Genomic DNA, 21,419 nt, shown 5'->3' with positions numbered 1-21,419 from the left:
CAGGTAGTCCCCTATTTCCAAATCTCTTCTGAGATAACCCTTGCGGGTAGAACATGCGTGCGCTACTTTGAAAGAACCTTCATTTCGAGGGGTGACACCATGACCATCACAACCGCAAGCCCACCAGCCCATTTTCGTACCCAACGACCCGACGACCTAATAAGTTCCGCAGGCCAAGCCGTCCGAGACGCACATTTCGCCGTATTTTCCCCGTACATCGACACCGAGATCGAAGACTTCGACATGCGCGTGACCCAAATCCAGCAGGCCACCGCGTGGTCGAAAGGCTTCGTCGAGCGCGGCATCCTCGCCTTCGCCACGCTGGGCCTCCTCCCGCGCCTGCAAGCCCTCCACCGCGCCTCCCGCCTGCTCGACATGTCGCACCTCGTCGCCATCGAGCGGGTCCTCGCCGAGCTCGGAGAAGAGGTAGACCCCGAAGCGCTCTCGCTTATCGACGATGCGTTGACCTCCCTTTTCACCCCCACCCGCACCAACCAGCACATGCCCCAACGCCACACGGTGACCCGCCGCATCCGGGAGCTGATCCGCCAGATCGACCCCGAGCGCGCCTACGACCAAAAGCGGCGCAAGCAGCGCGAACGCTCCCGCTCGCAAGAGCAGGTGAGCTTCGATGCCTTCCTGTTGGACGGCGTCGAACAGTCCATCGTGCAACTGAACACAAACGAGCTCAGCGCCGCCCGGTGCCGAAAGAGCATCATGGCGGCGGCGCGCGAGCACAAGGTGACGCTGGCCGAAGCCATGATCAAGCTGCTTACCGGCGAGGTCACCCCCACGAATGCGCCAGTCCTGCACTGCTACGCGCCGAAGGGTCGCGAGCCGGGTGATCCAGTGCAGTTCCCCGGGCACGGGTGGACGGGGCCGGAAGCGACGACAGCTCTCGACGAGTGGATTGCCAAGACCGGGGCGAAAGTGCTGGACATGGACGAGGCCGCAAACGCCTCCACGCCCAGCTACAGCCCAACTGCCGAGATGCGCGACTACGTCACCGCCCGCGACGGCACGTGCGTCTACCCCGGCTGCACCGCGCCGGCGCACTCCTGCCAGCTGGACCACCGCATCCCCTTCGACGAGGGCGGCGAGACCACCCCGGGCAACCTGTTCCCGCTGTGCCAGCACCACCACAATCTGAAGACGGATAAGCGGGCGAGCTACGTCCCCGACCCGGTCACCGGCGACATCATCTGGCTGTTTTCCGACGGCACCTACGAGATCAACGAGCCGGACGGGCTCCTTGGCCGACAGGTCACTCCGACCAATCCCCGGTGGCGCTCCAGCCTCGCCAGCGTGCGCGCAAACCGTGCGCGGACGGCGGAGTTCAACGCCAAGGGCCACGCCATCCTCGACGACTTCGACCGAGACCAGGACCTGACGGAGGCGAAGGCACGCATCGCCGCACTAGAGGACGAGTACGGCATGACTTTCCAGCCCAAAGACGTCCTTCCCGCCTACGATCCGTCCAGCTACGTCGAGCGAGCGCTCGCGGAACTCCTCCCCGCCTAGCGCAGGTAGAACGTGTCCACCACCTCGTACTTCGGCCCGCCGCTGCGGCCCCGGCCGAGGTGGGACTCCATGAGGTGGACTTCATCCACGGTGAAGTCGGGGCCGGAGTAGACGGAGAGGGCGTGGGCGTGGTCGTCGAGAAGCAGCATGTCCCGTGTCCTGGTTCCCTTGCGCGCGACGGTCAGGTGGGCGCGCTGGCGGTGCCACTGCTCCGGGTCGAGTTTGCAGTCCGCCATCAGGTCTTTCAGCTGCGCTTTGTCCCCGCCGACGCCGATCCACAGTGTGCGCCGCTCGAAGCAGCCCGCGCCGCGGAGGTGGAGGCGAAGAGGCCGAGTGAATGCAGTCGCCTGCGAGAGGTGGTCGCTCACGGCGGCGGCGTCGTTGGGCTGGCTGCCGTAGAAGGCACAGGTGATGTGCCAGTTGTCCGGGTCGGTCCAGCGCGTTTCGGTGCCGGAGAAGTCCCTGATCGGGCGCAAGGCAGTGACGAGGTGCTCGCGGACCTCATCTGGTGGGACGATCGCTGCAAAGAGACGTCTCATGCCCCTCACGCTACCCTGGAAACTCATGTTTGACCTTGCGAAAATCGGACAGGGCCTGCCCGTGGCGGATTCCCTGGATCAGCTGCCGGATTCCGGGCCGCTCGTGGTGCAGGCGCCACCCGGCACCGGCAAGACGACGCTGCTGCCCCCGGCGATCGCGAACAAGGTCGGCAAAACCATTGTGACCGCGCCGCGTCGTGTGGCGGTCCGATCCGCGGCGCGACGGCTCGCGCACCTCGACGGCTCAACTTTGGGCCAAAAAGTTGGGTATTCGATCCGCGGCGAGCACAAGGACGGCTCGCTCGTCGAGTTCGTGACGCCGGGAGTCTTACTGAATCGCCTCCTCAAGGACCCGGACCTTCACGGCGTCAACGCGATCATCCTCGACGAGGTCCACGAGCGCCAGCTAGACACCGACCTGCTACTCGCCATGTGTATGGAGGTGGCGGTGCTGCGCGATGACCTTTACCTTACCGCGATGTCCGCGACGCTGGATGCGAAAACCTTTGCCACCCACATGCGCGCGCAGATCCTATCGACGGAGGCAGTCACCTATCCGCTGGAGGTCGAATATTCGCCGCATCCAGAGCGCATCCAAGGCACCCGCGCGTTCTACCAGCACGTGGCGCGACTAGCGGAAAATAGTAACCGCCGCACCCTCGTGTTCGTGCCCGGCGCGCGTGAAGTTGACCTGGTGTGCGGCTCGTGCAAAGACGCCAAACCCCTACACGGGCGGCTGTCTTCCGCCGAGCAGGACGAGGCGCTCAATGGCGACTCTCAGGTGGTTGTTTCCACCAGCGTCGCAGAGTCGTCGATTACCGTGCCGGGCGTGCGCCGGGTGGTCGACGCAGGCCTTGCAAGAGTCCCACGGCGCGACAACCGCGGGATGACGGGCCTGGTCACGGTCTCGGAGGCGGTGACCAGCGCGGAGCAGCGGGCGGGCCGCGCGGGTCGCCTCGGGCCGGGCGAAGTTGTCCGCGCGTTTTCCCGCGAGGAGTTCCAGAAGTTCGCGCCCGACATTTCGCCGGAAATTGCTACCAGCGACCTCACCTCGGCGGCGCTCGCCATCGCGGCGTGGGGCTCGCCCGACCTGCCGCTGCTGGACCCGCCGCCAGAGCAGTCGCTTGCCGACGCCCACGCCACCCTCCGCGACCTCGGAGCCTTAGACGAGAACAACGCGATCACAAGTTTCGGCCAAAAACTTGTGGCACTCCCCTTAGACCCCCGGCTAGGCGCGGCGCTGCTGAAGTATGGCTCGGGGGCGGCGGTGTGCGTCGCAAAGCTTGGCGACATGGACGCGAAACGACTCGCGCGACTGGTGCCAAAAACTCCGAAGGTCCCAGACGGCGACGTGATCGCGACCGCGTTCCCGCAGTGGGTGGCGAAACGGATCGGCGACGAATATCTACTCGCCAGCGGCACCCGGGCAACTTTTGGCGGAAAAGATGAGTGGATCGCCGCCGCCGAGGTGCAAAGGACCGCGCGCGGGGCGATTATCCGCGAGGCCGCGCCCTACCACTTGCCGGAAAAGCGGATTACAGAAGAAATACGAGCGGCCCTCCAAGGCGGCAAGGTCCGCGGGCGTAAGGTCCGGGCCGTCGGCGCGATTGAGCTGAGCTCCACGCCGGTGCAGCTTTCGCCGGAGGAGGCCGAGGAGGCACTGCGCGATCTGAGCTTGCGCGATTTCCAGCTCGACGACGGAGCGAAAAGACTGAAAGCGCGCCTCGACTTCCTGCACGAGCAGCTTGGAGCTCCGTGGCCGGACGTTGCGAAAGGAGATTACTCGATCGAAATCGCAGAGCTGGCAAACGGGGCGCACATTAGCCAGCTCAACATGCGCAACGCGCTGCTCAGGCAACTGCCCTGGCCAGAAGCCGCGAAGCTTGACGAGCTCGCGCCGGAAAGGCTGCCGATCGGCAAGATCGACTACTCCACCGGGCGCCCGATCGTGCGGGTGAAGCTGCAGCTCGCGTTCGGACTAGAAAGCTCGCCGGTGATCGCGGGGCGGAAACTTTTGTTCCACCTGCTTTCTCCTGCCGGGCGCGAGCTCGCCGTGACCGATGACCTGCGCAGTTTCTGGGACGGGCCGTACCACCAAGTCCGCAAAGAGATGCGCGGGCGCTACCCCAAGCACCCCTGGCCGGAGGACCCGTGGAGCGCGACGCCGACCGCGCTGACAAAAAAGCGCCAAAACTAACAGTTTCCTGGGTGTGCCAGGTAACTTATCCGTCATGACTACCCGTGCCCACACAGTGACTATGTGGACGTTGGTCTCCCTGATCATCGGTTCCACGATCGGCTCCGGCATCTTCGCCCTGCCGCAAAATATCGGCTCCGTGGCGAGCCCCGGGGCGATGCTCATCGGCTGGGTGATTGCCGGCGTGGGCATGCTCTCGATTGCGTTCGTGTTCCAGATCTTGGCGCGTCGGAAGCCGCACCTAGACTCCGGCGTGTACTCGTATGTGCGCGCGGGTCTTGGCGACTTCATCGGGTTCACCAGCGGTCTCGGCTACTGGCTCGGCTCGGTGATGGCGCAGGTGGGGTACGCCACCCTGTTCTTCTCCACCATCGGCTACTACGTGCCCGCGTTCAAGAACACGTGGGTGCTCGCAGGCGCGGTAACAATCCTGACGTGGACGATTTTCGCCATGCTCACGCGCGGGGTGAAGCAGGCGGCGGTGATGAATGTGGTGACCACGATCGCCAAGCTGGTGCCCATCCTCTGCTTCATCGTGCTGGTGGCGTTCCTCGGCTTTTCCTGGGACAAGTTCACGCTCGACTTTTGGGGCGAAAATTCGGCGATCCCATTTTCCCAGCAGCTGCAGGGCATCATGCTCTACACGGTGTGGGTGTTCATCGGCATCGAGGGCGCATCCGTCTACTCCAAGCAGGCGCGCACGCGTAACGACGTCGGCCGCGCCACCATCATCGGCTTCCTCTCCGTCCTGCTCCTGCTGGTCGCAGTGTCGACGCTCTCCTACGGCGTGCTGACCCAGCCGGAGCTGGCGGCGCTACCGGAGAACTCGATGGGCGCAGTGCTTGAGGCCGTGGTCGGCCCGTGGGGCGGCGTGTTCATCTCCATCGGCCTGTGCCTATCGGTACTGGGCGCGTACGTGTCCTGGCAGATGCTGTGCGCGGAGCCGATCGTGCTCATGGCGAACGACGGCCTGCTGCCCAAGGCCCTGGGCAAAACCACCAACTCTGGCTCGCCCTTCCGTGCGCAGCTGGTGTCCACGCTGGTCATCCAGCTGTTCGTGATCATCTTCTTCGCTAACGAGGCGTCGTATAACGCGATGGTGCAGCTGGCCACCATCATGTACCTGCTGCCGTACATCTTCTCGGCGCTCTACCTCGTTCTGCTCAGCACGCGCGGCAAGGGTGTAAGCCACCCGCACGCGGGCACGCGCTTCGATGACTCCGGGCCGGAAACCACCCGCGCGGAGAACCAGCGCCACATGCTCATCGGCGCGGTCGGGTTTGTGTATTCCCTGTGGCTGATTTACGCGGCGGACCCGGTCTACGTGCTGCTCGGCGCGCTCGCGGTGGTTCCGGGCATCATCCCGTACGTGTGGACGCGCATCAGCAACAAGGAGCGCCTGTTCAACGCCTTCGAGTGGGTCGTCGTCGGCATTGTGCTGCTCGGTGCCGTCGTCGCCGTGCTCAAGCTTCTCGACGGCACACTCACCCTCAGTTAACGCCAATCACCGGCCACAGCACCTCAGTGGTGCGCTTGGCCAGCAGGGTCGGGCTGCCCACACTGAAGGTCGAGCGCAGAATCACCGCGCCGACCACCATCGCGCCGACCACGCCCGGGTCCACGCCTCCGCGCAGGGTGCCGTTGCTCTGCGCGTCCTCGATGTCCTCGATGAACTGGTCGTAGAAGGCCTCCTCGAAGCGCTCGCGCCACGCCACCACGAGCGGGTCAGCGGTAGCGATGAGTGAGCCGAACACGCGGGTGCCCACGTTGTCCTCGATGAACGCGCCGAGCTCCGTGATGTAGTCGCGGAACGCCTCCTTTTTCAGAGGCTTGCCTTCCTCGCAATAGTCAACGAGCTTGGGGATGGAGATCGCGATGTTGTCTAACGCGTCGACCAGCATCTCTTTCCGGTCGGCGTAGCGCCGATAGATGGTCGTTTTCGCCACACCCGAATCCGCCACGACGGCGTCGATGGACGTGGCACCGAACCCCTCCTGCTGGGCAATGCGTAGTACGGAAGCGTAGATGCGCTCCTCCGTCGTAGGCTTCTTCGCGCCAGATGTTTTTGATTGACTATCTAAACGGCTCATAGATACGTATTTTGGCATACTAGCCCGCGCGAGTCAGATACTCCTGCCACCCGAGTCGAGCACAAAGGACGACTACCAGCACAAGGAGTGCGACACGCACAAGTTTCGAGCCGCCCTTGAGCACCGTCCTTGCCCCCAATTGGGCACCAACCACGTTCGCCACCGCGAGCACGAGCGCGAGCTTCCACTGCACGTAGCCGCCCGCGATGAAGACGGCGAGCGCACCAAAATTAGTCGCGGTATTGATCACCTTCGCCATCGCCGCCGACTGCAGAAACGCCTGCGAGAACACGGCGGTAAAGCCCATGATGAGGAACATACCGGTACCGGGCCCGAAGATGCCGTCGTAAAACCCGACCGCCCCGGCGAGCGCAAGCCCCGCGATCGCACGACGGCGGGTAAACAGCTGCTGATTTTTCGTGCCAAACTCGGGCTTGCAGGTGACGAAGATGCCGACGGCGAGCAGCAGCGCGATGATGATGGGGCGCACAACCGACTCACTAATCAGCGCCACCGCGAGCGCGCCACCCGCTGACGCACACCCGGCGGCAAGCGCGTAGCCCCAGGTCAGCTTGGGTACCCCAACTTTTCGCACAAAAGTTACCGCTGCCGAGGCAGTACCAGTGACCGCCGCGACCTTGTTGGTGGCCAAGATGCTCGCGGCAGGCAGGCCGGTGGCGGACATGAGCACCGGGATGAGCACGAGGCCGCCACCGCCAATGACCGCGTCGATCCATCCGGCGGCAAGGGACGCGGCAGCGAGCAGGGCGAGAGTAGACATAACGCTCACGCTACTATCGGGGCCTATGCAGCGTTGGATTGTTGTCGCCCCGGCCTCCGTGCTGTTGGGCTGGATACTCTCCGTGCTGCACGTGCCCGCGGCGTGGATCCTCGGCGCGCTCATCGCCGCCGGCACGTGTGCGCTGACTACCGGCGAGGAGCTCCGGGTCAGCGAGCGGGTCTTTACGCTCGCCCGCGGCGCGATCGGCGTGATGGCGGCGCTGCCGCTGGTCGGCATCCCGGCCCGAGACTTGCTCCCCTTCATCGTGCCGGGCCTGCTCGCCGCAGCCTTCGTGATTGGGATGGCCTTCGTCGGCGGTATTCTGCTGGCGGATCGTGGGGTCTCGCGGGAGACGGGTGTGCTCTCGCTGCTTGCGGGCGGGGCGTCGGTGATGCCGGCGATCGCAAAAGAGGTGGGCGCGGACGTGCGCTACGTCGCGCTTACCCAGTACCTGCGCCTGCTGGTGGTCTCGATGACGCTCCCGCTGGTGGCGGGGCTTTTGGACGCGCCGCAGACCCACGTGCCGAGCGCACTCGAGCCCTATTGGTGGATGTGGTTGCTCGTCCCGGCGCTCGTGCTCGTGGGGCAACCGGTTGGAAAGTTGCTACGGCTCCCAAACGCCAGCGTGTTCGGCCCGATGCTTGCGACGGTCGCGTGCGGCGCGGTGGTCCCCTTCGAGATCGTGCCGCCGGAGCCGCTGATGATCGCGGCCTTCCAGTGCCTCGGCTGGATCTGCGGAGGCGGGCTGTCGGTGCCAGCGCTGCGGCACTTCAGCAAACTCCTGCCCGCAACGCTCGCCTACATTGCGCTCCTCATGGGTGCATGCGCTACTTCCGGCTGGGCGGTGGCGAAATGGCTGGGCATCTCCTTCTATGAGGGCTACCTCGCCACCACCCCGGGCGCACTAGAGACCGCGCTCGCGCTCTCCGCCGAGGGTGGTGCGGGGCCTGCGGTGGTCTCGCTGCAGATTATCCGGCTCATCTGCATCCTCATCTTCGCCGGCTACCTGCCAAAGATTTTGCGGAAACTTTAGTGGCTGAGCACCGCGTGGGCGAGCATGTCCATCGGCATGGAGCCGAACGAGAGCGCCTTGCGGTGGAACTCGTCGGTGCTCATGCCTTGGGCCACCGCCTGCTCGCGCAGGTTGCACCAGTCCCGGTAACCGATGGCGTAGGACGGTGCCTGGCCCGGCCAGCCCATGTAGCGGTCCAGCTCGAAGGTGAGGTGGGACTCGGGCATCGCGCAGTTGTCGCGCAGAAAGGCCTTGGCGTACTGGGCGTCCCAGGTGCCGCTGCCATCCGGCGTGGTCTTTTTCAGGTGGACGCCGATGTCCACCATCACGCGCGCCAGGCGCAGGCGGCGGGAATCTAGAAGGCCCATGCGGTAGCCGGGCTCCTCAAACCAGCCGTACTGCTCCATGAGGTGCTCGGCGTAAAGGGCCCAGCCTTCCATGTGCGCGGAGTTGAAGCACATGGAGCGGCGCCACAGGTTGAGCTCGCTACGGTTGAGCAGCGCACTGCCCTGCTGCAGGTGGTGGCCGGGGATGCCCTCGTGGAAGACGGTGGCCAGCTCCCGCCAGGTGTGGAAGGTCTCCTGGCCCTCCGGCACGGACCACCACATGGTGCCGGGCCGCATGAGGTCGTCGGCCGGCGGGGTGTAGAAGATGCCGCCGGAGCCTGCGTGGTCGATCGCGGTTGCGACCGGCGGCAGGCCGTCGGGAAGCGGAAAGCTGTCTTGGACGCGCTCGTTGACCTTATCCATCCAGGCCAGCAGGGCGTCGGTGCCGTGCAGCGTGTAGCGTTCCTCGCGGTTGAGCCGCCGGTACGCGCCCGCCACCGTGGTGTCCGCGCCGTACAGCGACTTCGCCAGCGCCGCTTGCTTCTCGACGGTTGCCGCCAGCTCCTCCCGCGCCCAGCAGTACGCCTCATCCAAGTCCACATCGCGGCCGAGGAAGAATTCGGAGAACAGCTCGTAGCGGTCGCGGCCCACCCCGTCCTCGTGCTTCGCCTGTGGCGAGAGGTCCGTGGACAGCCAGTCAGCAAACGCGGCGAACGCCTCCTTCGCCTCCTCGACCACGTTGGAACCCGCAGGGATGCCCAGGTAGTCCAGGGTGGAGCCGGACTCGCCGAGGCTCTCGCACTGGTTGATCACCGCGTCGATCTGGCGGTGCGAGGCGACGTCGCCGCTGTTGGCCGCCTCCGTGAGCGACTCTTTGTACCCGCGCAGCGCCGCCGGGACCTTGGCCATGCGCGCGGTGATGTGCTCGAAGTCCTCCTCGGTGACCTTCGGCATGAGCAGGAAGGAATCACGGATCGTCTGCACCGGGGACTCGATGTTGTTCAGACGGCGCAGGAATTCACCCCGGTGGTGCAGCTCCAGCTGGAAGGAGAGCCGGTCGCGCAAGATCGCGGCGGTGAGCCTATCGACGTCGTCGAAGTCGTCCTCGTCGTCGGAGGCGTCGGTGGAGTCGTTGAGCGCATCCACGTCAGCGATGAGGTCGCGGACGCGGTCCGCGACAGCACCCCAGTACTCGGGACTGAAGTCCTCCAGCTCAGCGTCGAAGCCATCGAGCCCGATCTGGGTGCCCATGGAGGGGGTGAGTTCCGCGTAGTCGTAGACGAAGTCCTCACACGTGGCGTCGAGAAGCGAAGGCTCGCGCTCATTTTGGGGTTCGGTCATGGCAGGCCAGTCTATCCCAACTGGGCTTTTGATGACCACATACCGAAAAACAAACCAAGCTGTCTAAAGTGGCGTTTCTAGTGGTGAGACCACACTTTTCAGCACCTAATAGACCCCTAACTGGACAAAGCGGTCTGCCAATGAGTAAATATATTCACATGAGTTCCTCAACTGCGCCGTTTACCCGCCCGAGCACGCCTGCGGCGAAGTGCCTCCATCTGATCCGCCTGCAGGAGCTAACCTCCCGCAGCGAGCTCGTCGAGGCCACCGGACTCTCCCAGCCCACCGTCACGCGCGCCATTGCCGCGCTCACCCAGGCTGGATTCGTCAACGAGCGCACCGACCTCGCCCGCGCCAACGGCCGCGGTCGCCCGACCATCCCGATCGAGCTCAACGACCGCGAGCCCATCCACGCCGGCATCGCGGTGGGCACTGGTTTCGCCTACATCGCCGTCTTCGACATCCGCGGCCGCATGCTGCGCTGCGCCGACCTCGACCTGCCGGTCGCGCACCTAAGCCAGGACGACGTGGTGCAGCACCTCATGGCGGGGCTCAACCGACTCACCGCCGGTTTGAACCGCCCGCTGGCCACCGTCGGCGTGACCGCCTCCGGCACCGTCTCGGAGGACGGCACCGTCATCGCGGTCAACCTCGGCTGGGACGGGGTGGACCTCGCTGGGCAGATGCAGGAGCAGTTCTCGGTGCCGGTGACGGTGACGTCGATTAGCGCGGCGATCATTGGCTCCGAGATGCAGTCGAGCCGCGACCTGACCCCGTCCTCCATCATGGCGCTGTTCGCCGACGACTCGATCGGCTGCGCCATCTCCACCGCCGACGGGGTGCACCCGATCCGCGTGAAACGGCGCGAGCTGACCACCGGCGGCCTGATCGATCACATCGGCTCGCCGAAAATCCGCACGCTTGCCGACGCCGTCGAGGACGGCTCTCACCCCACCCGCGCCGCACTCGACGAGCGCGCCCGCGGCTTAGGCAGCCTGGTCGCCGAGCTGAGCAGCGAATACTCACCCGACACCGTGGTCGTCGCCGGCAGCGCCTTTTCCGAAGACCCGCTGTCTACCGCCCCGTTCGCGCGCACCGTCCACAAGAAGAGCACCACCCCGCCCGCGCTGCGAATGATCCCCACGCACAAGGAGATCGTGCGCGACATCGCGCGCGCGGTCGCCCTAGACTTCGTGCTCCGCGAGCCCCTCGCGGTGGCGGCGAGCTAGCTCCACGTAGCCGGCCGCATGCTTTACCCGCTGCTCGCGGGTTTCTGGATCCAAGGACTTGCGCACCTTCGTCGGCACGCCCGCGGCCACGGAAAACGGCGGGATCTCCTGGCCTTCCAGGACCACTCCCCCGCCGCCGACAATGCTGCCCTCACCCACGCGCGCGCCAGAGAGCACCGTCGAGCTCATGCCGATCAGGCAGGCCGACTCCACGTGGCAGCCGTGTACCAGCGCCAGATGGCCGACCGTGACGTCCTCCTCCAGCACCGTCGTATGCCCAGTCTCGACGTGAATGACGGCGCCGTCCTGCACGTTGCAGCGCGCGCCGATGACGATCGCGCCCACGTCGCCGCGCAGGACCGCGCCTGGCCAGATGTTGACGTCTTCGCCGATGGTGACGTCGCCAATCACGGTCGCGCCCGGCGCGATGTACGCGCTCGGGTGAATCTGCGGGGCCTTGCCCTCGAATGAGTAAATGCCTGCCATGGTGTGCTCCTTTACACGTGTGGGAGGTTCCCACCGTAGCAATCCCCCAAATTACAGACTGCTTGGTCTATTTTTTAATGGGATTATGTTTTGAGCGTCCACCTGCTAGTATTCGGCGAGTAAAAACTGACCTGTTCATTATTTCGCATTGGAGCGCACATGTCTCTCCCCAAATGGGCCACCGGGTTCGGGGCCCAAGTCATCTACGGCCTGATCATCGGCCTTGTGCTCGGGCTCATTGCCGACGACTGGCTCGCCGGGCTCCTCGAGTGGGTCGGCGGCACCTACGTCCAGCTACTCAAACTGCTCATCCCGCCGCTAGTGTTCACCGCAGTGGTGACCTCGATTGCCAAGCTCCGCGAGGTCACCAACGCGGCCCGGCTCGCTGCCCAGACCCTGATCTGGTTTGCCATTACCGCGTTTTTCTCCGTGCTCATCGGCATTGCCGTCGGCGCGATCCTCAAGCCCGGCGCGAACTCCACCGTCGATGCCGCCGACGCCGCCGAGCCGTCGACCACCGGCTCCTGGATGGGCTTCTTGGACTCCGTCGTGCCCTCGAACTTCCTGGGCCTGACCGCCAAGGTAACTGAATCTGGTGCGGCGGTGAACTTCAACGTCCTGCAGATCTTGGTCGTCTCCCTGCTCATCGGCATCGCCGCCGTGAAGGCGGGCAAGTCGGCCGAGCCGTTTATCCAGTTTTCTGAGTCCCTGCTCTCCGTCATCCAGGTCGTCCTGTGGTGGGTCATCCGGCTCGCCCCGATCGGCACCGCGGCGCTGATCGGTAACGCGGTCGCCACCTACGGCTGGGCGGCCATGAGCAGCCTCGGCCAGTTCGTCCTGGCCATCTACATCGGGCTTGCCCTGGTCATCTTCGTGCTCTACCCGCTGGTACTTATGGCGAACAAGATCAACGTCATCGAGTTCGCCCGCCGCGTCTGGCCGGTGACCATGCTCGGCTTTGTTACCCGCTCCTCCATGGGTGTGATGCCGGTGAACCAGCGCACCGTCGAGCAATCCATGGGCGTGCCCACCGAGTACGCCTCCTTTGCCATGCCGCTGGGTGCAACCACCAAGATGGACGGCTGCGCCTCCATCTACCCCGCCATCGCCGCCCTGTTCGTCGCACAGTTCTACGGCATTGATCTCGGCGCGACCGACTACCTGCTCATCGTGATCGTGTCCGTGCTGGGCTCGGCCGCCACCGCCGGCACGACCGGCGCGACCGTCATGCTCACCCTGACGCTGTCCACGCTGGGGCTGCCGCTGTCCGGCGTCGGCCTGCTGCTCGCGGTCGAGCCGATCATCGACATGGGCCGCACCGCCGTCAACGTCACCGGTCAGGCCGTCGTCGCCGCCGTGGTGGCCACGCGCGAGAAGATCCTGGACACAAAGGTCTGGGACAACTTTTCGGCCAAAACTTCCTAAAGCTCCAGCCCGTCGAGGATGGCGTCCATTGCCTCAGCGACCCCGGTGCGCCACAGCGTCGTCGCCTTCGGGTCGCCGCGGCCCGGCCCGCCGTTGACCACCGAGACGGGTTTGCCCTGCTTGCGGGCGTCGATGACGAAGCGGTAGCCGCTCATCACCGCAAGCGAGGTCCCCAGCGCGAGCACAGAATTCGACTCCTCGAGCCAGTCGTGCGCCGCTTGTCGACGCCCCCTCGGCACGTTCTCCCCAAAGTAGACCACCGAAGGCTTCAGCCGCTGGCCGCCGCACGTCGGGCAGTCGATCATGCGGAAGCGCTCGACGTCTTCGGCGCGCAGCTCCACGTCGCCGTCGGGGTTGATCATGTTTCCTGTGACCTCAACGGAATCGAAATAGTTGGGGTTGGCTTGGGTGAGCAGGGCGTCGATAAGCGAGCGGGCATGGCGCGCGCCGCAATCAAGGCAGACGACCTTCTCCATATCTCCGTGCAGCGCGATGACCTTGCGCGAGCCGGCTTGGGCGTGCAGCCCGTCGACGTTCTGGGTGACAATGCCGGTGAGCAGCCCGGCGCGCTCCAGCTCGACCAGCGCGAAGTGGGTGCGGTTCGGTGCGGCGGCGCGCATGAACTGCATGCCGACGAACGCGCGCGCCCAGTAGCGGCGTACCTGCGTCGGTGAGTGGGCGAACTCCTGGTACGTCATCGGCCGGCCCTTAGTCAGGCGGCCGCCCGCGGAGCGGTAGTCGGGGATGCCGGAGTCGGTGGACACGCCCGCGCCGGTGATCACCAGGACTTTGCCGGCGCGCAGCTGCTCTACTACTCGCTGGATCGCTAGCTCCGGGTCCGTTGGCGTGGTGGTTTCGTGGACGACCCGCTCGATGGAGCGCACGGCGCTCGCGTGCGCCATTTGGATCGCCGGGTCGTTGAAGGAATCTACCGGAATGGCAGCTCTCCAATCGTACGGCGCAGCTTGCGGGTGCGCAGCCGCTGCGGGTTCTTCGCCAGCTTCTCCATCGCGCGCACCGCGCACATCACGTGCGCCTCCTTCGAGTTGGAGTAGAAGGCCTGCGCGGCCGCAGGAAGCTTTGGCACCGCGTGCAGCGGCAGGTCGGACACGGCCAGCAGCGCGCCGTAGGGCACGCGATACCGGTAGCCGTTCGCGGCGATGGTGCAGGACTCCATGTCCACCGCGGCCGCCGTCGAGCCGCGCAGCCACTCCCACAAATCCTGCGGCGTCTTCCACTCCCAGTTGCGGTCGCCGGTGGACAGCACGGTGCCGGTGCGCATGAGCGCGGAGTCCTGCCCGTAGATCTTGGAGACCGCCTTTTCCAGGGTGCGCTGGATCTCGGGCACGGCCGGGATCGGCGAGTCTGGGCGGATGTGCTCGTCCAACACCGAGTCCTTGCGCTCATACGCGTTGCCCAGGATGAGGTCGCCGATGCGCATGCGTGCGTCCATGCCCGCGCAGTGGCCAATCATGATCCACGCCTCCGGGCGCAGCACCGCCAGCGAATCCGTGATGGTCTTCGCGTTCGAGGGGCCGACGCCGATGTTGATCATGGTGATGCCGTCGCCGTCCTCAGTGACCAGGTCGTAGCGCGGCATCTGGTACTTCGCGTTGCCCTCCGGTGTGACCAGGCGCGTGTAGCGAGAGCCTTCGCGCGCAAGCTCCGACTCGCCGAATTTCACGAACTCGGTGACGTGCATGTCGTAGTTGGTAAACAGAATGTACTTCTGCAGCGACTCGACCTGGATGCCCGTGTAGTGCTCGAGCCGGGCGAGCGCGAGGTCGAAGCGTTGGGGGCCGAAGTGGAAGAGCGGCTTTTCGTTGCCGTGAAAGGCGTCCCAGTGGCCGTCGATAATCGCGTCGTGCACCTCGTCGAGGGTCGGCCGCGGCACGGAGGGGGCGTTCGCGGGGCGGGTGCCGGTGCCCCGGATGTACTCGGGCGGGATGCGGGTGTCCGAGTAGCCAACGCGGATAACGCACTCGTAATTGCCGGTCAACGCCTCGAGTTGAGCGCGCAGGTACGGTGCCATCAGGTCCGGGCGCGAAAGCTCCGCGCTGTACACCCCGGACTCGTCGACGTAGCCGAAGGGCTCGGAGCGGTCCACCGGCACCCAATCGTCGATCGTCACGGACAGCTTGGGATAGTAGACATCCTCGTAGCGCGCGTAGTCCCCGCTGCTCATCGCGTCGCGCGCACGCTCGCACGACACTTCATAGAGCTCAATGAGTGTATCGACGGCCACGTGCGCACTTCCCACAACATCCATAGCGCCTAGACTACTGGCTTATGGGATTTTCAGACGTGGTCCGCTGGGCGGAGCACCGCATCAACAGCGCCGACGTGAAGGCGAAATCGCGCCGCGGCTGGGTACCGCAAGTCACCGGTTTTACCGGCTACGGCAACTCCGAGCGCGCCCGCGTGCTCGGCCGCGTGCTCATGGCCGACCCGGAGCGCGAGCCGAAAACCAAGGTGGAGCGCGGTTACCGCCAGTTCTTCACCACCCAGGTCCCCAACATCGCAGTCACCGTCGAGCTGGGTGAGCAGCGCGTCACCGCCCAGACCGACCGCAACGGCTACCTTGAAGTACTGATTCTGGACCACGGGCTTCAACCCGGCTGGCACACTGCCACCGTGCGCACCCCCTTGAGCGCCGAGGCCACCGAGGCGCGGGTGCAGATCATCGCCGACGACGTCACGCACGGCCTGATCTCCGACGTGGACGACACGATCATGGTGACTATGCTGCCGCGCGCCATGCTCGCCGCCTGGAACTCCTGGGTGAAGAAGACAAACACCCGCCAGCCCGTGCCCGGCATGCGCAACCTGTACGCGGAACTCCTCGCCCCCGGCGAGCCGACGTTCTACGTATCCACCGGCGCGTGGAACACGTTCGACACGCTCACGGACTTCATCGCGCGCGAGAAGCTGCCGCCCGGCCCCCTGCTGCTCACCGACTGGGGCCCGACCCCGACCGGGCTGTTCCGCAGCGGCCAAGAACACAAGCGGGTCGCGCTGCGCAACCTCATCGTGGACTTCCCCAACATCCGCTGGACGCTGGTCGGCGACGACGGGCAGCACGACCCCATGCTCTACTCGGACCTGGTCCAGGAGCACCCGGACCGGGTGCGCCTGGTGGCGATCCGCGAGCTCAGCCGCTCCGAGCACATCCTCGCCCACGGCACTACCGCCACGATTTCGGCACCCGGCAACTACCGCACGATCAAGGCGATCCACGGGCACACCGGCTTCGACTTGGTGAGGGAGTTCAAGAAGCTGTGAAACGGACTCTCGCCGCGCTGCTCTGCACAATCGGCGTGCTTTCCGCCTGCCAGGAGCCGCCGCAAGAGGAGCTGGCACCCGTGCTCACCGAGCAGGACGAGTACCTAGGCGTGGACCCGCAGTGGCTCGAAGACGAGGTGTCAAAGATTTCGCGCGAAACTGACACCGAGCTGGGCATCGTGCTTATCGACGACGACTTCTCCGCCACCCGCGCCGGCGACACCAGCATGCTGCGCTCCTGGTCCACGATCAAGGTGCCGGTGGCGTTTGCCGCACTCGAGCACTGTGACGTCGATAAGGCGATGCGCGAGGCGCTGATGACCTCCATGATCGAGGTCTCCGACAACGCCTCGACCGACCAGCTCTGGTGGTGCCTGGAGGCCTCCGGCGGGGCGGAGAAGTTTGTTGGCGAGGAGATTGCCAAGGCAGACGCGGACATGGCACCTTCCCCGATCTGGGGTACGAGCGAGTGGTCCGTCGAGTCGCAGGCGAAGTACGGCCTCTACCTGGCGCAACTTGCCGATTCGGAGCCGGACGAAAATACCGCCTTCGTGCTCGACCTCATGGAGCACGTGGACGAGTCGCAAGCCTGGGGCCTGGGCAACCTGGGCATCCCTTTCAAGGGCGGCTGGAGCGATACACCCGAGGGGACGTGGGAGTCCCGCCAGTTCGGCTACGCCACGCTGGGTGAGAAGCGCTACGGCATCGCCGTGGCCGCAACCAGCGAGATCGGGTCCTTTTCCGACACCACCGACGCCCTCGACAAACTGGCAGCCACGCTCGGCACCGTCTAGAAGCCGCCGAGGAGGAGGCGCAGCTGCTCGATGCGCTCCGCCGTCGCCCCGGCCCCAAGCTGGTCGCGGTAGGCCCGAATAAACAGGTTCTGGGTGCCGGCGATCATGAACACCGCCGCGTCGTCGAGAAGCTGCCCCGAGGCCTTTTTGCCCTGCTCATCGAGCATCTCCCTGAGCCCGTCGCGGATCGGCGTGAACAGCAGGGCGCACAGCACCTGGTTGAGCTTCGCGTGCACCGGGGAATCGATGAGGTGGCACACCATCGGCCGGTACGGCTCAATCGCGCGGGCGAGCTGGCGCACCTGCTCCGGGTAGCTTTCATCGCCGACGAAGTTAGCGGCAAACTCCTCGTAGGCAGGCGCGAGCACGGCCTCCCCGGCCGCGAGCACCACGCCGTCGCGGTCCTGGAAATGCTCGTAGAAGACCTGGCGGCTCACCTGCGCCGCCTTCACAATGCCAGAGACGGAAAGCTGGTCCACCCGCTTGGTGGCGAGCAACTCGATTGTGGCGCTCACGAGCGCCTCGCGGGTGCGGACCGCCCGCGGGTCAACACTGCCCTGTCTCCGTGCCACGTTCTTCGCCTGGGTCATTTAAAACGCCTTGCGCAGGATACCGAGCACCTCAGCGACGCGGTCGGCGGCTTCGGCGGCGCTGCCTGCTTCCCGTACGGACTTGACCATCAAGCGGAAGGCACCAGCACGCAACAGATCGCCGAGGTCCTCCTGGTACTGCTGGTCGATCTTGCCCAGGCGCTCTTGCAAGGAGTCGACCGCGTTGCGCAGCATCGGCTGCTCCGGGGTGGTAAAGACCCCCAGCACAGCGGGCAAAGCCGGGCCGCCGACCACGTTAAGCAAAAGGTCGCGCTCCTCGTACATGCCGCCGACGAGCACGTCGATGGCGGCGCGCGGGTTGTCGCTTTCGATGTATTCCTTGATATATGCGTCGATGACGGGGCGGAAGGTGTGCTCGATGAGCGCGCCGACCACGGCGTCACGGCCGTCGTAGTGCTCGTAGAAGACCTGGCGGCTCATGCCGGCGCGCTTCACGATTGCGGAGACCGTAATGTCCTCGGTCTTATTTTCCAGCTGGAGTTCCCTTGTGGCATTCAGGAATGCCCCGCGGGTCCGTACTGCGCGGGGGTCCATACTGCCCTCTCGACGGGCCATTGTCGCTCCTCTACCTCCGCTCCATCTACCGGATGCACGTTATTCTTGGAAACGGTGATCGCTTCCATCATTTCAACACCCGTAAATTACCCTATTAGTCAAATTTAAGAAAGTGGGTATGCAGTGTCTACTGCTTCTTCTCTCGCAGATACCACAGTTGCGCTGCTGCAAGAGTTAATTCAGCTCGCGTGCGTCAACGATCTCACCCCCGATTCCGGGCAGGAGCACAAGGCCGCGGATGCGCTCGAACGCTTTTTCGCGGATTGCCCCAACGTGCGCGTCGAGCGCTTCGAGTCCCATCCGGGGCGCACCTCCATCGCCTTTACGCTGGAGGGTTCGGACCCTGAGGCCGAGCCGCTGACCCTGCTCGGCCACACCGACGTGGTGCCGGTTGATGCGGCGAAGTGGACAAAGGAGCCCTTTGGGGCCCAGCTTATCGACGGGCGCATCTACGGCCGCGGCGCCACCGACATGCTCTACATCACCGCCGCTATGGCCGCCGTGGTGCGCGACGTCGCCTTAAGCGGCACCCAGCCCACCGGCACCCTGACGTTTGTCGGCTGCGCGGACGAAGAAGCCCGCGGCGGGCTCGGGGTCGGCTGGCTCGCCGAGCACCACCCGGACGCCTTCTCGTGGAAGAACTGCCTCTCTGAAGAGGGAGGCTCGCACCTTCCGGTGCAGGACGGCTCGGACGCACTGGTGGTCGTCGTCGGCGAGAAGGGTGCGGCACAGCGCCGCCTGACAGTGCACGGGGACGCGGGGCACGGCTCCACCCCGCACGGGCGGGACTTAACCATCGCCAAGATCGGCAAGGTGGCGGAGCGCATCGCGGCGCTCAATCCGCCGGTGACCTCGGACGAGCCGTGGCCCGGCTACGTGCGGGCGTGGAAGTTCGACGAGGCGACCGAGGCGGCGCTGCTTGCCGGCGAGGGCTACGAGGCCTTCGGTCAGCTCCAGCGCTACTCGCACGCGATGAGCCACCTCACCGTGGCACCGACGGTGCTGCGTGCGGGCGGGGCCATCAACGTGCTGCCTTCGGAAGCCTCGCTGGATTTAGACATCCGCCAGCTGCCGGGTCAGACCCAGGAGGAGATCGACGAGCTGTTGCGCGAGGCACTCGGTGACATGGCCGACGAGGTGGAAATCACCCACCTGATCACCGAGGACGCCACGGTTTCCCCGACCGAAGGCCCGCTGTACGAAGCGATCGTGGACACCTTCGCCGAGTTCTTCCCCGACGCCGCCGTGGTGCCGACGCTCGCCGCCGGCGGCTCGGACCTGCGCTTTGCGCGCCGCAAGGGCGGGGTCGGCTACGGCTTTGCGCTGCACCAGCGCGAGCGCACACTCGGCCAGGTGCTCGACCTTCTGCACAGCCACGACGAGTACGTGGAAGTGGAGGACGTGGAGCTGACCGTCAAGGCGTATCGGAGCCTGGTGCGGCGCATGGTGAAGGCGTAACCCCTTTCGCACCCCTTTCACATCAGTCACATCCGTGCCATACTGGGCCGCATGAAGATTCGCGCTATTGCACTGTCCGCGGCTGCCGCGGGCACCCTCTTTGCCGCCCAGCCCGCCCACGCCGACGCAATTGATGATGCCCTGGCGAAACTTCCCGCCGGCGAAATCTCCTGCGAGCAGGCAGAAAAGTACTGGACCAACGACGCCGACTACAACGCCAAGGTGCGCCAGGCGCGCACCATCGCCCGCTTCGACAGCCGCGGACCGCAGATCCTCGACGCACTCGCGCGCGTCGAGAGCGCGGCCAACCGCTGCGGGCTGAAGGGCACGAACGGTGGCAACCAGGGCGGTAGCCAGCAGGCCCCGGCGAAACCTGCTCCAGCACAGCAGGCCCAGCAAGCCCAGCCTGCTCCCGCGAAACCTGCACCGGCTCAGCCTGGGAAACCGCTGATCGTGCTCGCGCCGCAGGGCGTGCCGACTTTTGACGCCCCGGTGGCCAACGTGGCCACGGTGCGCCTGCCGGACCTGGCGGTCATCGCGCAGCAGCTGCTCGCCCAGTACGCACCGGGCTCCTCACTGCCTTTCTAGGCCTGCCACTCGTAGAGGACCTCTTCCCCGGCGCGGATGCGCACCCCGTAGGTGGGCTCTAGCCACGCGTCGGTCTGGATTTCCTCGCCGTCCGCGCCACGACTCCGCAGGGAGATCGTGGCGTTTTGCTTGTCCAGGACTTCTACCTCGGCGTGGGTGAGCCACTGGTTGCGGCGGCGCACGCCGATGAGCTTCTTGTGCTCGGCGAGCACCCAGCTGCCCAGTTCAGACAGCTCCGCAGGCGTGGCGGGCAGCGGGGGTCGTACGGGATCGTCGGCGGCAAAACCTTCGCCGCGCCGCGCCTCGAAGCCCTGCTCGTCGCCGTAATAGAGGCTCGGCATGCCGGGCAGGCTCATCAGCAGCGCGAGCGCGATGATCTCGCCGTCCTGGCCCACCTTGGAGGCGATGCGGTCGACGTCGTGGTTGCCGATGAAGGTGTTGGGCAGGGTGCGCGCGGCGATCTCCGCGTGGCGACCGATCGCGTGGTCGAGCTCCCAGAAGTTCGTGTCCGCGATGGAGGACCACAGCCCCTTCCACAGCTCGTACTGCGTGACCGCGTCGAGGGTGCCGGCCTCGGTGATCGCAGCGTAGTCGCCGTGGATGACCTCGCCGAGGATGAGCACGTCGGGGAACTCCTCGCGCACGCGCGCAAGCACGGTGCGCCAGAACTCGGGCGGCACCGAGTAGGCCACGTCCAGGCGCCAGCCCTGGATGCCGCGGCGCAGCCAGTGGCACATGATGTCCACCACCGCATCGATAATGCGCGGGTCCTCGTGGTGCAGGGTGGCTAGATCGGCGTGGCCCTCCCAGTCGGTGTCTCCGGCCAGGCCCTCGGCAACCCAGGGGTGGGTGCGGGCGACGTGGTTGAACACGCCGTCGAGCATGACCTGGATGCCACGCTCGTGGCAGGCGGCAATGAGACTGTCGAAGTCGGCGTCGTCGCCAAGCCGGGCGTCGATGCGGTAGTGGTCGAGGGTGTCGTAGCCGTGGGTGACCGACTCGAAGATGGGGCCGAGCAACAGCCCGTTGCAGCCGAGCTCAATGAGGTAGTCCAGCCAGGCCTCGATCTGGCCCAGGCGGTGCCCGGAGTCGTCGCCTGCGCGGTCGCGGATGGGGGCGCCGGTGGCGCCAAGCGGGTAGACGTGCCACCAGATCACGTCGGCGAGTTGCGGTTTCATGTGGGT

At 65.7% G+C, this 21,419-nt stretch carries 20 protein-coding genes; 10 read left to right on the top strand and 10 right to left on the bottom strand.

Annotated elements, in window-relative coordinates:
* The first annotated feature begins 99 nt into the window (after positions 1-99).
* Complete coding sequence (locus tag CIMIT_RS00435) at positions 100-1,521, top strand: HNH endonuclease signature motif containing protein (RefSeq protein WP_144311784.1); 1,422 nt, start codon at positions 100-102, stop codon at positions 1,519-1,521.
* Here the strand turns inward: CIMIT_RS00435 and thpR are convergent.
* Positions 1,518-2,060, bottom strand: coding sequence for an RNA 2',3'-cyclic phosphodiesterase (gene thpR / locus CIMIT_RS00430; protein WP_038587636.1), 543 nt, complete (start codon positions 2,058-2,060; stop codon positions 1,518-1,520). The two genes, CIMIT_RS00435 and thpR, sit on opposite strands and share 4 nt — an antisense overlap.
* Positions 2,061-2,085: 25 nt before the next feature.
* Here thpR and CIMIT_RS00425 point away from each other — a divergent pair, with 25 nt between their 5' ends.
* Both CIMIT_RS00425 and CIMIT_RS00420 read left to right on the top strand, forming a co-directional pair.
* Positions 2,086-4,257: an ATP-dependent RNA helicase gene (locus CIMIT_RS00425; RefSeq protein WP_038593535.1), complete on the top strand. Its 2,172-nt coding sequence runs from the start codon at positions 2,086-2,088 to the stop codon at positions 4,255-4,257.
* A gap of 34 nt (positions 4,258-4,291) precedes the next feature.
* On the top strand, positions 4,292-5,755 hold the full coding sequence (locus CIMIT_RS00420) for an amino acid permease (RefSeq protein WP_038587633.1): 1,464 nt from the start codon (positions 4,292-4,294) through the stop codon (positions 5,753-5,755).
* On the opposite strand, the gene CIMIT_RS11945 is transcribed toward CIMIT_RS00420, so the two are convergent.
* Together CIMIT_RS11945 and CIMIT_RS00410 are read right to left on the bottom strand one after the other, a co-directional pair.
* Positions 5,748-6,347 (bottom strand): TetR/AcrR family transcriptional regulator, encoded by a 600-nt coding sequence (locus tag CIMIT_RS11945; protein ID WP_157727796.1) that lies wholly within the window; start codon positions 6,345-6,347, stop codon positions 5,748-5,750. The genes CIMIT_RS00420 and CIMIT_RS11945 overlap by 8 nt on opposite strands.
* 19 nt (positions 6,348-6,366) lie before the next feature.
* A complete protein-coding gene (locus CIMIT_RS00410; RefSeq protein ID WP_038587630.1) occupies positions 6,367-7,128 on the bottom strand; it encodes a TSUP family transporter in 762 nt (253 codons plus the stop codon).
* 25 nt (positions 7,129-7,153) lie between these two features.
* Here CIMIT_RS00410 and CIMIT_RS00405 point away from each other — a divergent pair, with 25 nt between their 5' ends.
* Entirely contained in the window at positions 7,154-8,161 is a 1,008-nt protein-coding gene (locus CIMIT_RS00405; protein ID WP_038587614.1) for an AbrB family transcriptional regulator, read from the top strand.
* On the opposite strand, the gene CIMIT_RS00400 is transcribed toward CIMIT_RS00405, so the two are convergent.
* On the bottom strand, positions 8,158-9,807 hold the full coding sequence (locus CIMIT_RS00400) for a DUF885 domain-containing protein (RefSeq protein WP_038587611.1): 1,650 nt from the start codon (positions 9,805-9,807) through the stop codon (positions 8,158-8,160). The two genes, CIMIT_RS00405 and CIMIT_RS00400, sit on opposite strands and share 4 nt — an antisense overlap.
* Positions 9,808-9,965: 158 nt before the next feature.
* Here CIMIT_RS00400 and CIMIT_RS00395 point away from each other — a divergent pair, with 158 nt between their 5' ends.
* Complete coding sequence (locus tag CIMIT_RS00395) at positions 9,966-11,036, top strand: ROK family protein (RefSeq protein ID WP_038587608.1); 1,071 nt, start codon at positions 9,966-9,968, stop codon at positions 11,034-11,036.
* On the opposite strand, the gene CIMIT_RS00390 is transcribed toward CIMIT_RS00395, so the two are convergent.
* A complete protein-coding gene (locus CIMIT_RS00390; RefSeq protein WP_038587605.1) occupies positions 10,992-11,522 on the bottom strand; it encodes a gamma carbonic anhydrase family protein in 531 nt (176 codons plus the stop codon). The genes CIMIT_RS00395 and CIMIT_RS00390 overlap by 45 nt on opposite strands.
* 159 nt (positions 11,523-11,681) lie before the next feature.
* On the opposite strand from CIMIT_RS00390, the gene CIMIT_RS00385 reads away from it, so the two are divergent.
* Positions 11,682-12,947: a dicarboxylate/amino acid:cation symporter gene (locus CIMIT_RS00385; protein ID WP_038587602.1), complete on the top strand. Its 1,266-nt coding sequence runs from the start codon at positions 11,682-11,684 to the stop codon at positions 12,945-12,947.
* Here CIMIT_RS00385 and CIMIT_RS00380 read toward each other — a convergent pair.
* A complete protein-coding gene (locus CIMIT_RS00380) occupies positions 12,944-13,849 on the bottom strand; it encodes a Sir2 family NAD-dependent protein deacetylase (RefSeq protein WP_038587599.1) in 906 nt (301 codons plus the stop codon). The genes CIMIT_RS00385 and CIMIT_RS00380 overlap by 4 nt on opposite strands.
* Positions 13,850-13,875: 26 nt before the next feature.
* The gene (gene amn / locus CIMIT_RS00375; RefSeq protein ID WP_038587596.1) at positions 13,876-15,216 is read right to left on the bottom strand and encodes an AMP nucleosidase; all 1,341 of its coding nucleotides are present in this window, start codon (positions 15,214-15,216) and stop codon (positions 13,876-13,878) included.
* Positions 15,217-15,236: 20 nt separating this feature from the next.
* Here amn and CIMIT_RS00370 point away from each other — a divergent pair, with 20 nt between their 5' ends.
* Together CIMIT_RS00370 and CIMIT_RS00365 are read left to right on the top strand one after the other, a co-directional pair.
* Positions 15,237-16,229, top strand: coding sequence for an App1 family protein (locus CIMIT_RS00370; protein ID WP_038587593.1), 993 nt, complete (start codon positions 15,237-15,239; stop codon positions 16,227-16,229).
* The gene (locus CIMIT_RS00365) at positions 16,226-17,023 is read left to right on the top strand and encodes a hypothetical protein (RefSeq protein ID WP_038587590.1); all 798 of its coding nucleotides are present in this window, start codon (positions 16,226-16,228) and stop codon (positions 17,021-17,023) included. Before CIMIT_RS00370 ends, CIMIT_RS00365 begins: the two co-directional genes overlap by 4 nt.
* Here the strand turns inward: CIMIT_RS00365 and CIMIT_RS11940 are convergent.
* Together CIMIT_RS11940 and CIMIT_RS00355 are read right to left on the bottom strand one after the other, a co-directional pair.
* Positions 17,020-17,613, bottom strand: a complete 594-nt coding sequence (locus CIMIT_RS11940) for a TetR/AcrR family transcriptional regulator (RefSeq protein ID WP_051904672.1) — start codon at positions 17,611-17,613, stop codon at positions 17,020-17,022. The genes CIMIT_RS00365 and CIMIT_RS11940 overlap by 4 nt on opposite strands.
* Complete coding sequence (locus CIMIT_RS00355) at positions 17,614-18,189, bottom strand: TetR/AcrR family transcriptional regulator (RefSeq protein WP_038587585.1); 576 nt, start codon at positions 18,187-18,189, stop codon at positions 17,614-17,616. It lies immediately after the preceding gene.
* A 123-nt stretch (positions 18,190-18,312) separates the two neighbouring features.
* Here CIMIT_RS00355 and CIMIT_RS00350 point away from each other — a divergent pair, with 123 nt between their 5' ends.
* Both CIMIT_RS00350 and CIMIT_RS00345 read left to right on the top strand, forming a co-directional pair.
* Positions 18,313-19,647 carry a M20/M25/M40 family metallo-hydrolase gene (locus CIMIT_RS00350; RefSeq protein WP_038587582.1) on the top strand — a complete coding sequence of 445 codons (1,335 nt, stop codon included), beginning with the start codon at positions 18,313-18,315 and terminating at the stop codon, positions 19,645-19,647.
* A 51-nt stretch (positions 19,648-19,698) separates the two neighbouring features.
* Positions 19,699-20,235 (top strand): hypothetical protein, encoded by a 537-nt coding sequence (locus CIMIT_RS00345; protein ID WP_038587578.1) that lies wholly within the window; start codon positions 19,699-19,701, stop codon positions 20,233-20,235.
* On the opposite strand, the gene CIMIT_RS00340 is transcribed toward CIMIT_RS00345, so the two are convergent.
* Positions 20,232-21,413: an alpha-amylase family protein gene (locus CIMIT_RS00340; RefSeq protein WP_038587574.1), complete on the bottom strand. Its 1,182-nt coding sequence runs from the start codon at positions 21,411-21,413 to the stop codon at positions 20,232-20,234. The two genes, CIMIT_RS00345 and CIMIT_RS00340, sit on opposite strands and share 4 nt — an antisense overlap.
* Positions 21,414-21,419 lie beyond the last annotated feature (6 nt).

The sequence above is a fragment of the Corynebacterium imitans genome, assembly GCF_000739455.1.
In the GTDB taxonomy this organism is placed as follows: domain Bacteria; phylum Actinomycetota; class Actinomycetes; order Mycobacteriales; family Mycobacteriaceae; genus Corynebacterium; species Corynebacterium imitans.
Note: the sequence above shows the minus strand (reverse complement) of the source record. Positions and strands in the feature narration are given on the sequence as shown.

What these genes read in the sequence shown, in the direction of transcription:
- CIMIT_RS00410 (WP_038587630.1), bottom strand. Translation starts at nt 7,128, where the DNA reads ATGTCTACTCTCGCCCTGCTCGCTGCCGCGTCCCTTGCCGCCGGATGG.
- CIMIT_RS11945 (WP_157727796.1), bottom strand. Translation starts at nt 6,347, where the DNA reads ATGAGCCGTTTAGATAGTCAATCAAAAACATCTGGCGCGAAGAAGCCT.
- CIMIT_RS00425 (WP_038593535.1), top strand. Translation starts at nt 2,086, where the DNA reads ATGTTTGACCTTGCGAAAATCGGACAGGGCCTGCCCGTGGCGGATTCC.
- thpR (WP_038587636.1), bottom strand. Translation starts at nt 2,060, where the DNA reads ATGAGACGTCTCTTTGCAGCGATCGTCCCACCAGATGAGGTCCGCGAG.
- CIMIT_RS00400 (WP_038587611.1), bottom strand. Translation starts at nt 9,807, where the DNA reads ATGACCGAACCCCAAAATGAGCGCGAGCCTTCGCTTCTCGACGCCACG.
- CIMIT_RS00340 (WP_038587574.1), bottom strand. Translation starts at nt 21,413, where the DNA reads ATGAAACCGCAACTCGCCGACGTGATCTGGTGGCACGTCTACCCGCTT.
- CIMIT_RS00380 (WP_038587599.1), bottom strand. Translation starts at nt 13,849, where the DNA reads ATGGCGCACGCGAGCGCCGTGCGCTCCATCGAGCGGGTCGTCCACGAA.
- CIMIT_RS00345 (WP_038587578.1), top strand. Translation starts at nt 19,699, where the DNA reads ATGAAGATTCGCGCTATTGCACTGTCCGCGGCTGCCGCGGGCACCCTC.
- CIMIT_RS00420 (WP_038587633.1), top strand. Translation starts at nt 4,292, where the DNA reads ATGACTACCCGTGCCCACACAGTGACTATGTGGACGTTGGTCTCCCTG.
- CIMIT_RS11940 (WP_051904672.1), bottom strand. Translation starts at nt 17,613, where the DNA reads ATGACCCAGGCGAAGAACGTGGCACGGAGACAGGGCAGTGTTGACCCG.
- CIMIT_RS00385 (WP_038587602.1), top strand. Translation starts at nt 11,682, where the DNA reads ATGTCTCTCCCCAAATGGGCCACCGGGTTCGGGGCCCAAGTCATCTAC.
- CIMIT_RS00395 (WP_038587608.1), top strand. Translation starts at nt 9,966, where the DNA reads ATGAGTTCCTCAACTGCGCCGTTTACCCGCCCGAGCACGCCTGCGGCG.
- CIMIT_RS00390 (WP_038587605.1), bottom strand. Translation starts at nt 11,522, where the DNA reads ATGGCAGGCATTTACTCATTCGAGGGCAAGGCCCCGCAGATTCACCCG.
- CIMIT_RS00370 (WP_038587593.1), top strand. Translation starts at nt 15,237, where the DNA reads ATGGGATTTTCAGACGTGGTCCGCTGGGCGGAGCACCGCATCAACAGC.
- CIMIT_RS00435 (WP_144311784.1), top strand. Translation starts at nt 100, where the DNA reads ATGACCATCACAACCGCAAGCCCACCAGCCCATTTTCGTACCCAACGA.
- CIMIT_RS00355 (WP_038587585.1), bottom strand. Translation starts at nt 18,189, where the DNA reads ATGGCCCGTCGAGAGGGCAGTATGGACCCCCGCGCAGTACGGACCCGC.
- CIMIT_RS00405 (WP_038587614.1), top strand. Translation starts at nt 7,154, where the DNA reads ATGCAGCGTTGGATTGTTGTCGCCCCGGCCTCCGTGCTGTTGGGCTGG.
- amn (WP_038587596.1), bottom strand. Translation starts at nt 15,216, where the DNA reads ATGGATGTTGTGGGAAGTGCGCACGTGGCCGTCGATACACTCATTGAG.